Annotated in this window: 14 protein-coding genes; 7 read left to right on the top strand and 7 right to left on the bottom strand. The window is 65.3% G+C overall.

Annotated features, from left to right (window positions below; translation table 11 throughout):
• Nucleotides 1-359: 359 nt before the first annotated feature.
• Entirely contained in the window at nucleotides 360-590 is a 231-nt protein-coding gene (locus SAZ01S_RS20195) for a helix-turn-helix transcriptional regulator (protein ID WP_369688894.1), read from the top strand.
• Between the two features lie 121 nt (nucleotides 591-711).
• On the opposite strand, the gene SAZ01S_RS20190 is transcribed toward SAZ01S_RS20195, so the two are convergent.
• Both SAZ01S_RS20190 and SAZ01S_RS20185 read right to left on the bottom strand, forming a co-directional pair.
• Complete coding sequence (locus SAZ01S_RS20190) at nucleotides 712-1302, bottom strand: PIN domain-containing protein (protein ID WP_084584053.1); 591 nt, start codon at nucleotides 1300-1302, stop codon at nucleotides 712-714.
• Between the two features lie 2 nt (nucleotides 1303-1304).
• Entirely contained in the window at nucleotides 1305-1760 is a 456-nt protein-coding gene (locus tag SAZ01S_RS20185) for an excisionase family DNA-binding protein (RefSeq protein WP_084584052.1), read from the bottom strand.
• A gap of 104 nt (nucleotides 1761-1864) precedes the next feature.
• On the opposite strand from SAZ01S_RS20185, the gene SAZ01S_RS20180 reads away from it, so the two are divergent.
• Complete coding sequence (locus tag SAZ01S_RS20180) at nucleotides 1865-2422, top strand: response regulator (protein WP_439951240.1); 558 nt, start codon at nucleotides 1865-1867, stop codon at nucleotides 2420-2422.
• Here SAZ01S_RS20180 and SAZ01S_RS20175 read toward each other — a convergent pair.
• Nucleotides 2412-3926, bottom strand: coding sequence for a sensor histidine kinase (locus tag SAZ01S_RS20175; protein WP_084584050.1), 1515 nt, complete (start codon nucleotides 3924-3926; stop codon nucleotides 2412-2414). The two genes, SAZ01S_RS20180 and SAZ01S_RS20175, sit on opposite strands and share 11 nt — an antisense overlap.
• Before the next feature lie 464 nt (nucleotides 3927-4390).
• Between SAZ01S_RS20175 and SAZ01S_RS20170 the strand changes: the two genes are divergently transcribed.
• The 5 genes from SAZ01S_RS20170 to SAZ01S_RS20150 all read left to right on the top strand — a co-directional run bounded on the left by SAZ01S_RS20170 (nucleotide 4391) and on the right by SAZ01S_RS20150 (nucleotide 8031).
• Complete coding sequence (locus SAZ01S_RS20170; RefSeq protein WP_084584049.1) at nucleotides 4391-5896, top strand: serine hydrolase domain-containing protein; 1506 nt, start codon at nucleotides 4391-4393, stop codon at nucleotides 5894-5896.
• Nucleotides 5897-5984: 88 nt separating this feature from the next.
• Complete coding sequence (locus SAZ01S_RS20165; RefSeq protein WP_084584048.1) at nucleotides 5985-6257, top strand: PadR family transcriptional regulator; 273 nt, start codon at nucleotides 5985-5987, stop codon at nucleotides 6255-6257.
• Nucleotides 6254-6898, top strand: coding sequence for a hypothetical protein (locus SAZ01S_RS20160; protein ID WP_084584047.1), 645 nt, complete (start codon nucleotides 6254-6256; stop codon nucleotides 6896-6898). The genes SAZ01S_RS20165 and SAZ01S_RS20160 overlap by 4 nt, the downstream gene beginning before the upstream one ends.
• Nucleotides 6899-7043: 145 nt before the next feature.
• Complete coding sequence (locus SAZ01S_RS20155) at nucleotides 7044-7562, top strand: hypothetical protein (RefSeq protein WP_245825057.1); 519 nt, start codon at nucleotides 7044-7046, stop codon at nucleotides 7560-7562.
• Nucleotides 7563-7659: 97 nt separating this feature from the next.
• Nucleotides 7660-8031, top strand: coding sequence for a UrcA family protein (locus SAZ01S_RS20150; RefSeq protein ID WP_084584046.1), 372 nt, complete (start codon nucleotides 7660-7662; stop codon nucleotides 8029-8031).
• A 21-nt stretch (nucleotides 8032-8052) separates the two neighbouring features.
• Here SAZ01S_RS20150 and SAZ01S_RS20145 read toward each other — a convergent pair whose 3' ends face one another.
• From SAZ01S_RS20145 to SAZ01S_RS20135, 4 genes are all read right to left on the bottom strand, one after another.
• Nucleotides 8053-8304, bottom strand: coding sequence for a hypothetical protein (locus SAZ01S_RS20145; protein ID WP_139810171.1), 252 nt, complete (start codon nucleotides 8302-8304; stop codon nucleotides 8053-8055).
• Between the two features lie 136 nt (nucleotides 8305-8440).
• The gene (locus SAZ01S_RS23830; RefSeq protein ID WP_218018132.1) at nucleotides 8441-8698 is read right to left on the bottom strand and encodes a hypothetical protein; all 258 of its coding nucleotides are present in this window, start codon (nucleotides 8696-8698) and stop codon (nucleotides 8441-8443) included.
• Between the two features lie 152 nt (nucleotides 8699-8850).
• A complete protein-coding gene (locus SAZ01S_RS20140) occupies nucleotides 8851-9138 on the bottom strand; it encodes a hypothetical protein (RefSeq protein ID WP_084584044.1) in 288 nt (95 codons plus the stop codon).
• A 2-nt stretch (nucleotides 9139-9140) separates the two neighbouring features.
• Entirely contained in the window at nucleotides 9141-9374 is a 234-nt protein-coding gene (locus SAZ01S_RS20135) for a hypothetical protein (protein WP_084584043.1), read from the bottom strand.
• Nucleotides 9375-9658: the final 284 nt, after the last annotated feature.

The raw sequence follows: 9658 nt of genomic DNA, 5'->3' as shown, positions 1-9658 counted from the left end.
GGGCACCAACAACCGGCGCGCCCTGGTGTCGCTGAAGGCGTGCGCCAGCGCGCGCACCGCACCCGCGTTCCGCTGCCGGCACCTGCCGGCCCGATCCGCAGAATCGGGCAGCGTCAGCGATCAAAACCCGAAGGGCCGAGACGGCCAGGCCGACTCGGCGCCGTGCAGCGGCGTGCGAGCGCGGTCACGCCGAAGGCGTGAGACGCCCTGGCATACCCGCCTTGAACCTCAGACGTTTCGTGCTCGACGATAGGGGGGCGGGAGTCCCCAGGTGGCCCCATCTGGTCCCAACCAGGCTCTTTTCCCGACCTGCCACTCGGGCCAATCTTGCATCGGAGCGCTCCACCAAGCCTCACAAGATGCAAGGTGATCGCAATGCAGCCCCAACACCCAGACCGCATCCTCCGGTCAAGGCCGTGCTCGCCCTGACCGGCCTCACCCGCTCCACCCTCTACCGAAAGATGGAAGCCGGCACCTTCCCCAAGAACACCCAGATCAGCACCCGCTGCATGGGCTGGCGCGAGTCCGCCGTCTCCGAATGGCTGGATAGCCTCAAGACACAGGAGGCCGCCGTCAGCCCGCGAGCCTGACGATCCTTTCCCACACGTCCGAATGCACCAACCCTATGCGGTGAAACGGCCTCGGCCCATCGAAAGATCTCCGAGCCCACCGTTTCACCTCACCGCCGCGATCCACCGGACATGGTCGCCATTACAGCGACAGCACATGCGCCCGCAGCACGTCGACGGTCTCGGTCAGCCCATCGGCTTCCATATCCAGCAGCAGCACTTCGGCCGTCTTCTCCGGACGCTTGAACCGCTCACGCATTCGTCGAATGGCCGCCACGGCCCTGCCCGGATCGAGCGCAATGGTGTCGGCGATGAACTGATCCGCCGACCGGGCCTCCACGTTGAGGCCCGCAAGAATTGCCTCGGGGAAGTCCTTCAGATTCTCGGTAACGATCGTCGCCGCTTGAGTCTTCAGCGCCGCGGCAACGACATGCGCATCGTTCGGATCGGGCAACCCGACACACGCACCCAGGAAGACGTCATACTCCTCCACGGCCGCATCTTCGAACGCCGCTTCCATGCTCGACCTTGCACGCGCGGCACGATACTCGGCATCCGCCACGCCCTTGCCGCCGAGTATCCTGGCGATCGCCGCCTCGGTTTCGTCCATCACCCGATCGGACCAGCGGACGCGGAAAAACTCGGCCTCGGCAAGCGTCAGCAACAGGTTGCGCTTGAGCGTGCCCGCTAATGTACAGGCGTCGATAAACGCGGTGTACCGGTTGGCGAACAATTCTACAGGTGCTCCGCGTCCAACTCGGCGAGTGCTGATAGCGCGCTGCCGCGCTTTTCGTCGCGCGCGCGCTTGTAGGCGAACAGATCCTCGGCCTTGATCCGACGATGCCGGCCCACGGTGTCGAACGCGATATCGCCCTTCTCCAGCAACGAAATGAAGAAGGGACGCGAGACGTTCAGGATGTCCGCCGCCTGCTGCGTGGTCAGCATCTGGCTGACCGGCACCAGCGTCACCGCGTCCCCCCGTCCGACGTGCCGCAGCAGCTCCATCAGCAGCCGCGACAGGCCTGGGGTCAGCGTGATCTCGGTCGAGGTCTTGTCATCGTCCAGGACCCTGAGGGTCGCATCGCCCGACGCGTGCGACGCCAGAATCTGACGAAGCTGGTTGGCCGCTGCCTTCTCGCTCGCGGAAGGCAGGCGACTGCCGAGTTCCTCGGCAAAGGCTGGCATGGTCATGGGGCTCTCCGTTGGCCGATCCGCTATCCGATATTCGCATTAAACGCAATAAGCGAAATAATCGTAGCGGGAGTAGGTTCCGGCCTTGGACGCGACCCGCATCCGTGGCCGAAGCGGAAGTGGCGGTGCAGTGTCCTGCAGCAACATTGGGCCAGCACATGCTGCCATGCTCGCCGTGTAGATCAGCCTGGGCGCGGATCGGTGCATGCGTGACCTGCGATTGTCAGGGAACGGCCACGGTGTTGCAGCATTTTGCTGCAGATGAAGGCCATGTCATGAAATCCGTACTCATCGTCGAAGACGAAATCTTCATTGCCATGGAGATCGAGCGGATTCTTCAGGACGCCGGCTACACCGTCGTTGCGATCGCCGCGGATCAGGGCGAGGCGCTATCCGCCGCCGCGGCAGCGGAGGTCGCCTTTGTCGATCTCAACCTGCGCGACGGACCGACCGGCCCTGGTCTTGCGCACGAATTGGCGGAGCGGTTCGGGGTGCGGATTGTCTATGTCACGGCCAATCCGAACCAGATCGACCGACCAGCACCGACAGCTGTCGGCTATATCCGAAAACCGTTCTCCGAAGAGGCAATCGTAGCGGCGGCGGCGATCGCAGCGCAGCTGGAGACGCCGGACGCCACACACCAGGATGTGATCAGCCTCTAGAGGATGGTCGCTGCTGCCGGTGCAGCGCCGCGGCTGGCAGCTCGAGATTCAACCGCAAACCGTCCGCAGCCCATTCGCGTTCGATCCGGCCGCCCAACTGCTTGATCGCGCTGAGCTCGATCAGCTTGGTGCCGAACCCATCGGTGATCGGCGCGCTGACCGGCGGCCCGCCGCGCTCCCGCCACTCGATCCGGACATGCGTGTCCGCGGAGATGATCGATATCTGCACATTGCCTTCGGGAGACGACAGCGACCCATATTTCGCCGCGTTGGTCGCGAGCTCGTGAAACAGAAGCGCGAGCGGCGTCGCAGAGCGATCGTCGATCGTAGCATCGTCGCCGACAAGGACAATGCGGCCCGCATAGGCGTCCAGCAGTTCGCCCAGCATTCCGGAAAGGCTGTCCTGCACGGCGCTGGGCCGCGATGCTTCGCTGTGCGGTCGCACGAAGTCATGTGCCCGGCCCAGCGCCAGGATGCGCGCGCGCAACTCGTCGGCAGCCTGCTTGATCTGGGGATGGTGGCGCGTGGAGAAGCTGATCAGACCGCTGATCACCGCGAAAATATTTTTGATGCGGTGGCTGAGTTCGTGCGCGACGACCTCCCGCTGCGCCTGGATCATCTTCTGATCGTGGATATCGGTGCAGGTGCCGAACCAGCGCGTGATCGCGCCATCCCGGTCGCGGATCGGTAGCGCTCTGCCCAGCGTCCAGCGATATGCGCCATCCGCGTTTCTCAGGCGATATTCGATCTCATAAGGATCGCCGGTTGCAAGCGAGTGGCGCCAGGCAGCCCAGGCTCTTGGCTGATCCTCCGGGTGGAACATGCCGTTCCATCCTTCCCCGTCGGTCGATCCTGCCGGCACGCCGGTGAATTCGTACCAGCGCGCGTTGTAATAGTCGTGAAAGCCGTCCGGGCGGGTCGACCAGACCATCTGCGGCATCGCATCCGCCAGAATCCGGAACTTGGCTTCCTGCTCGTCCAGCTCCCGGCCGGTGCGGCGCGACGCGCGCCGGGCATGCAGCAACGCCATGATGTTCGCGGCCAGCAGGGTCAGGCCGTCGCGCTGCAGCTGGGTCAACCCGGCGCGGGGCGCGCGATCGATGACGCACAGCGCGCCGAGCTGGACCTGGTCTTCCGAGATGAGCGGCGCCCCTGCGTAGAACCGGATATGCGGGTCCCCGGTCACCAGCGGATTGTCCACGAACCTCGGGTCCTTCGTAGCGTCGGGAACGACCATGATTTCCGCACCCAACATGGCGTGCGCGCAGAATGAGGTCTCGCGCGGTGTCTCGCCGACATCCAACCCCGTGCGCGCGGGAAACCACTGCCGCTCGCCTTCGACGACGCTCACCAGCGCAATCGGAGAAGCACACAGTGCCGATGCGAAATCGGTAATGCGCGTCAAATCGGCGCTACCCATCAAGTCTGCCAGCCCAAAGCCCTGCAGTGCTTCGTGCCGCTCAGCCTCTTCCAAGCAGAGCGCTCCGTCGATTTCGTCAGTCATGCGCGGGGCATTCTCTTCCTAATAGGGTCGCCGGGTTGAAAGTGGCACAGGGGGGCGCCCCGAGCAGCCGGAAATGGCTCCACGGCGTTGTTCGCTGGGAATTGCAAGTGGTCCGAGCGGCGTTGAAGCAACCTACCGTCTCCCTGGCGGCAGACGGCACCATAAGGTGCCTGCGCCTCTCATCATCCTTCCCTCGGCCGTTTCGAAGACCGTATTCGTTAACGGACTTACCTAGATCAGGTTCCTCTCGATCCCGTGCCCGCGGTTCTGCAGATGGCGGGGCTGAAGAAGGCCGAGGCGCTAGCTATCGCGCGGCTGGGTACCCTGGCCCCGTCGACCCGGCGTCCCATTTTTCAAGACCCTGCCGTTGACCACTAAGTCTACATATGTTGATATGATGCGTTCGGCGTGAGCTTCTGGGCGGGCACTCCGTACCGCCGATCGACGTCGCTGGAGATGCAACAATGACCTTCGCACTGACCGCGATGCTCGCGCTCCTGGCCGGCGCGTCCGCCGCGGAGCCAGCCATCGCACAAGCCTCGTCATTACCTTGCCCGATGCCGGACGGCGCCGCAGGTGGCCGCAGCAACATCCATACCCGCGCCGTCGAGACCAACCTGAAGCCGCCGGTGCGTGCGCCGGGGGAAGGACCGTTCAGCCTGGCGGCGCGCATGCGCCTCTATGGCGTACCGGGGATCAGCATCGCGGTCATCCACCGGGGCCGGATCGACTGGGCCCGCGGCTGGGGCGTGCGGGATACAGTCAGCTGCGCGCCCGTCACGCCGGATACGGCTTTCCAGGCGGCGTCGATCAGCAAGGTTGCCACCGCCGTTATCGCACTCCGCATGGTGGAGCAGCACAAACTGGCGCTCGACAGCGACATCAACCTGTCCTTTCACAGCTGGCACCTCCCCGGCGACGCCCAACTGGCCCCGCGGGGTGTCACACTGCGACAACTGCTGAGCCACACGGCGGGGTTGGGCGTACATGGCTTCGAGGGCTATCTCCCTGGGGCGCCGTTGCCGACGACGGTGCAGATCCTGGAGGGCGCGGCGCCGGCCAACAACATGGCGGTGCGCAGCGTGCTGCCGGCGGGGGCGCAATTCCAATATTCCGGCGGTGGCTATGTCGTCACGCAACTCGCCCTGCAGGATGTGACCGGCCTGCCCTTTGCCGAGCTCGCGCAGCGCGAACTCCTCGGCCCCTTGCACATGACGCGGAGCGCTTTCGCGCAGCCGCCGTCCGTCGACATCCTTGCAAACATCGCCTTCGGCCATGTCTCGGGCCAGCCGGTCCCCGGCAACTATCACGTCTATCCCGAGCTGGCGCCGGCCGGGCTGTGGACGAGCGCCGGCGATCTCGCGCGCCTGCTGATCGACCTGCAGGCGTCTGCCGTCGGCCAACAGGGCCATCGGCTGTCCCCGGCAATGGCGCAGGCGATGCTGCGCCCGGTCAAAGACCATTGGGGACTGGGCGTCGAGCTCTACACCACCGCGCCCGAACGGTTCGGACATGATGGGGTCAACGAAGGCTTCCAGTCGTACATGATCGCCTATGCCGGCAAGGGCGAGGGCATTGTCGCGCTCACCAATGGCGGGCAGGGCCGGCGGCTGATCGACGAGGTCGTCCGCGCGGTGGCGACCGAATATGGCTGGACGGACATCGCGCCGCCCGCGGTGCCGGAACAGCAGCTCCCGCTTGCCGTGCTGGCGAAGGCGGCGGGGCGGTTCGAGGGTGGCGGCCTTTCGGTGCGCCTGGAAGCCCGTCCTGAAGGATTGTTCGCCGATGCGGGCGCGCCCAGTCCGGAGCGGCTGATGGCGCTGTCGCCGATGCGGTTCTTCTCCAAGGCGCTCGGCGTGGTGATTGCCTTCGATACGGACTATGCAAGTTTCACGATCGTCGAAGGCGGGCCGCCGATGCGCCTTGTCCGGACGACCGCGGCGCCGACGGGCTCGGGTAAGAACCGCTGACCCGAGCAACACAGCGCGGGCGCTTGACTCTTAAGTCTACATATGTTGGTATGATGCCATGGTTCGGAATCGAAAGCCCTCGAAGCAGATGTGTCGCCTCCTCGAAGCGCTCTCGGAGACGCAGGGCGAATGGCGACATGGCTATGACCTGATGAAGGCCACCGGCCTGTTGTCCGGGACGCTGTATCCGCTGCTGATGCGGATGACCGAGCAGGGGCTCGTCGAGGCCGAGTGGCGCGAGCCCGCCCAGCCCGGACGACCCGCCCGCCACGCCTACCGCCTGACCTCGGCAGGTGCCGCGCTCGCGCGCGACCTCGCGGGCAGTGCGCCGGGCCAATCGTTCAAGGGAGCGCTGGCATGAAGGCATCGTTCGCACGCGCGCTGCTCCGCCTGGCCGCCGCTTGCCTCGGCGCGCGCAGGCGCGACTGGGCCATGGCGATGGAAGCGGAGCTGGACACGGCAATCGCCGAAGGCGCGCCGGTGCAGTTCGCGTTCGGGTGCCTTATGGCAGCAGGGCGTGGACTGTTCGCCGCTGAGGAAGGACAGTTTGTCCTCACCAGCTATGCTGTGGCGATCGGGGTGCTGCTGCCGATGGCGGCGCTGCAGATCGGCTGCGCGCTGTTCGGGCTGCCCTATCTCTATCCCGGCCGGCACGGGCTGGGCGGCGCGCTGATCGACGGCGGCCTTCAGGAGAGCCTGCTGCGCGGTGTCTACCAGGCCGCGATCCCGTCCTTGGCGCTGCTGCAGCTGTTGATCGGGCTGGGGCATCTGCGGATCGCCTGGGTGGTGCTGGAGCGCGATTGGGCGGCAGCGCTCCGCTGGGGCAGCCTGAGCTTGGCTGCATCGGCGACACTGGTGACGTTCCTCAGCGTGTTGTTCATCGATGGCCGGCAGGCGCTGCTCCAGGGTGCGGTGCTCGCGATCGAGCTGGCGATCATTGCAAGCGTGGCGCGCTGGCACGCGCATTTCTCGCCCGGTCCGGCACCCACGCCGGTCCGCTAAGCGCGTCGCACCGCGACGGAATGCAAGACGGTCTTCGGGTGCACCGCCCCGGAGCACGAGGCCGCATGGCCGCAAGCGGTGCCATGAAGCGACGCGTTCGTCGCTGCGGAGCCCCCGCCGCATCCTCGGGGCAAGGAGATGATGCATGCGAACCGCAGCCCCGCGTTTCATCCTGCGCTGTTCGGCGACAGCCTTGTTCCTGATGCCCGCCGGCGCGGCCGTCGCGGGTCCGGAGGATGCTTCGACAGCCAATCGGTCCCCCTTCCTGGGGACCTGGGAACTGGACCTCGCCCGCATGCCCACCAACTATGGTCCGCCGCCCCGCCGGGTCGTCTACACCTTCGAGGATGTCGGCGCTGGCCTGTGGCGGACAAGCATCGACATCACCGCGCCCGACGGCAGTGTCCGGCACATGGCGGTGCACTACGCACGCGACGGATCGGCATCGGCAGGCGAAGGTGACAACGCGGAAGCGGACAGCGCCGCCATCAACCAGCCGGCGTCCAACGTGCTGGTCATGAGCCTTGCGAAGAACAAGATGCTCGGCTCGGTACGGGTCTATGCGGTCTCATCGGACGGCAAGGAAATGACGGAATCCGCTGCGGCGGCGGACGCCGGTGGAGCGCCTTTCGTCAGGAACTTCCATTTCCGCCGCCTGCGGTGAGCCAGCCGCGTCGGCAGGAAGGGGCATAAACCAGCCAGGCGGACCCGCGGCGGCTGCTCTGCGGCGCGATCGACGCAAATCTGTACAGGAGAAAATCATGAAGCTGTTGGTGCTCCTCAGCGCCGCGCTGTTGCCGGCTTGCGCCAGCGGCACGTCGGCGATGGCATTCCCGCCGCGCATGGTCGTCGCCTATCGCGACCTGCGACTTGATACCGCAGAAGATCGCGCCAAGCTGATACGCCGGGTCGAACGTGCTGCTGCCACCTTCTGCGAGGCCTACGACCCGATGGACCCGGAGACGCGGTTCGATGCGCGGCTGGCGAGCGGGCGGCACTGCCCCGGCGCCGCCGCTATCCTGCTGGCACAGCATATGCCTGCGAACGTCCGACGGGCATATCGCGCGGGACGTCGAGAGCAAGGGGCGGTTCGAGGATCGACAGGAACTTCAACCCGAGGCAAGTCGAAGTAAGGAGCTTGGGTGCTTGGCACCTCAAGCGATACCGTCAATGATCCCAGCGCCGCGCGGCGCGTATTTCGCACCGGCGATGGCGCTATAGGCCACATCGTGAACCGCGTTTCCCATCCCCTCCAGGCGGACCGTGGCAACGTTGCGGTGCACGCGCACTACGGAGACGGGTTCATTGTGCCCCCTCAGGAATACCGATACGGTAGACCCATCACCAAGCGCGAGCTCGACGTTCCTGACGATCTCCTGGCCAGCCACCCCGTCTTCTCCGTTCACCGTGAAGTCTCCTCGGGACCGAACGAATTGCCTGTCGCGCATCGGCAATCTTAACCCCGCGGGGGCAGGTCGTAGCGGTTTTGAGCGTCGATGTTGCCGACACCGAACAGTTGCGATGCACGCCAGTGGGGGATCGCTAGATGTCGTTGGCGGTCACCTGGATCGGCTCGGCGAAGTTCGGGCCTTCGCGGTCGATGATGTTCCGTGCGGCGCGTTCGATCGCGGCTCTGTTGGCGGTAAAAATCGCGTAGGGAAGTGCGTCGCCAGTTCCGGACTGGTTCAATCTCTCCAGCGCGGCATGCTCAACCTCTACGTCCACGCTGCGGCAAGCCCCCTGATTACGGTAAAACCAACGTGCCTCCGTCATTGGCATCTGAAAAGCGATAATTCCCACGGCGTTCCCTCTGCTGTTGCAAGAGAGGTGCGTATCGCGTCTTCGATGAGCCATCTGCACTTAGGGGAATCGCGTAAGTTACCGGATAGGCACACTATACAAACGTCCGTCGGTCGATTGCTCGTTTGCCTCGCGCACTGCAACGGCCGAGTTCAAACGTCTCGCACCGTCACCCGCACCGGCTGAACAAAGCTCGCACCCTCACGGTCGATGATGCCTCGGGCCACCTGCTCGACGACATGTCTGTTGCCAACGAGGGTGGGCGTCGTCGCGTATCTGGCGGACCCCGTATAGCTCAGGCGCAGCAGCGCGCGAACCTCGACCTCGACATCGACGAGGCGACGGGATGCCTCGTCGGCATAGGACCAGACCGGATGCCCGAGCGGCATCTGAAAGGTGACAGTGCCGGCGCGCAGCCGGACGACATCGGGCCCGTTCACCTCTATTGCAGATCCCAACGCGCCGCGACGGCATCGATGGCTCGGAACGCCAGATCCTCGAGCCCCTCGGGCACGGCAACGGCCACGTCCCAATTATGCGGGAAAGGCCAGTCGGGCGCGGCGGGCCGCGGGAGATGGAAGCCCAGCTCGAGATCCTCGCCGCTGGCGCTGAGGCTGGCGGCGACCCGCTCCAGTTCGTCCCGAATATCCTCTGCACTGTGCTGCGATCTGCTCAAAGCCCCTACCCCGGCCAACGCTGATCGAGCCTCCATCGAACAACCCATGATATTGATCGATATCGCATTTCTACTAGTCAGCCTCGGCTCGTCGCAAACCTTTCGTCACCGCTGCGCGCCGAGGACGGTGACGGGATGCTCTGGCTCGCGGGACAGCCCCAAGGTCACCCCTCCTCAAACCTTTGTTGCGTGGTTTCGCGCATTCCATCATGGCGACCGCAGCGCCGCGGCGCTGTCCGACTTAGCCATTGCAAGCAGTTACATTTCTACAACCTCGAGAGCGC

It is taken from the genome of Sphingomonas azotifigens NBRC 15497 (genome assembly GCF_002091475.1).
Taxonomy (GTDB): domain Bacteria; phylum Pseudomonadota; class Alphaproteobacteria; order Sphingomonadales; family Sphingomonadaceae; genus Sphingomonas; species Sphingomonas azotifigens.
This window is presented reverse-complemented; position numbering and strand designations above follow the sequence as displayed.

Bases quoted from the DNA above. Each gene is read 5' to 3' on its own strand.
- SAZ01S_RS20185 (WP_084584052.1), bottom strand. From the start codon at position 1,760: ATGACCATGCCAGCCTTTGCCGAGGAACTCGGCAGTCGCCTGCCTTCC.
- SAZ01S_RS20155 (WP_245825057.1), top strand. From the start codon at position 7,044: ATGCGAACCGCAGCCCCGCGTTTCATCCTGCGCTGTTCGGCGACAGCC.
- SAZ01S_RS20170 (WP_084584049.1), top strand. From the start codon at position 4,391: ATGACCTTCGCACTGACCGCGATGCTCGCGCTCCTGGCCGGCGCGTCC.
- SAZ01S_RS20150 (WP_084584046.1), top strand. From the start codon at position 7,660: ATGAAGCTGTTGGTGCTCCTCAGCGCCGCGCTGTTGCCGGCTTGCGCC.
- SAZ01S_RS20195 (WP_369688894.1), top strand. From the start codon at position 360: ATGCAAGGTGATCGCAATGCAGCCCCAACACCCAGACCGCATCCTCCG.
- SAZ01S_RS20175 (WP_084584050.1), bottom strand. From the start codon at position 3,926: ATGACTGACGAAATCGACGGAGCGCTCTGCTTGGAAGAGGCTGAGCGG.
- SAZ01S_RS20160 (WP_084584047.1), top strand. From the start codon at position 6,254: ATGAAGGCATCGTTCGCACGCGCGCTGCTCCGCCTGGCCGCCGCTTGC.
- SAZ01S_RS20165 (WP_084584048.1), top strand. From the start codon at position 5,985: ATGTGTCGCCTCCTCGAAGCGCTCTCGGAGACGCAGGGCGAATGGCGA.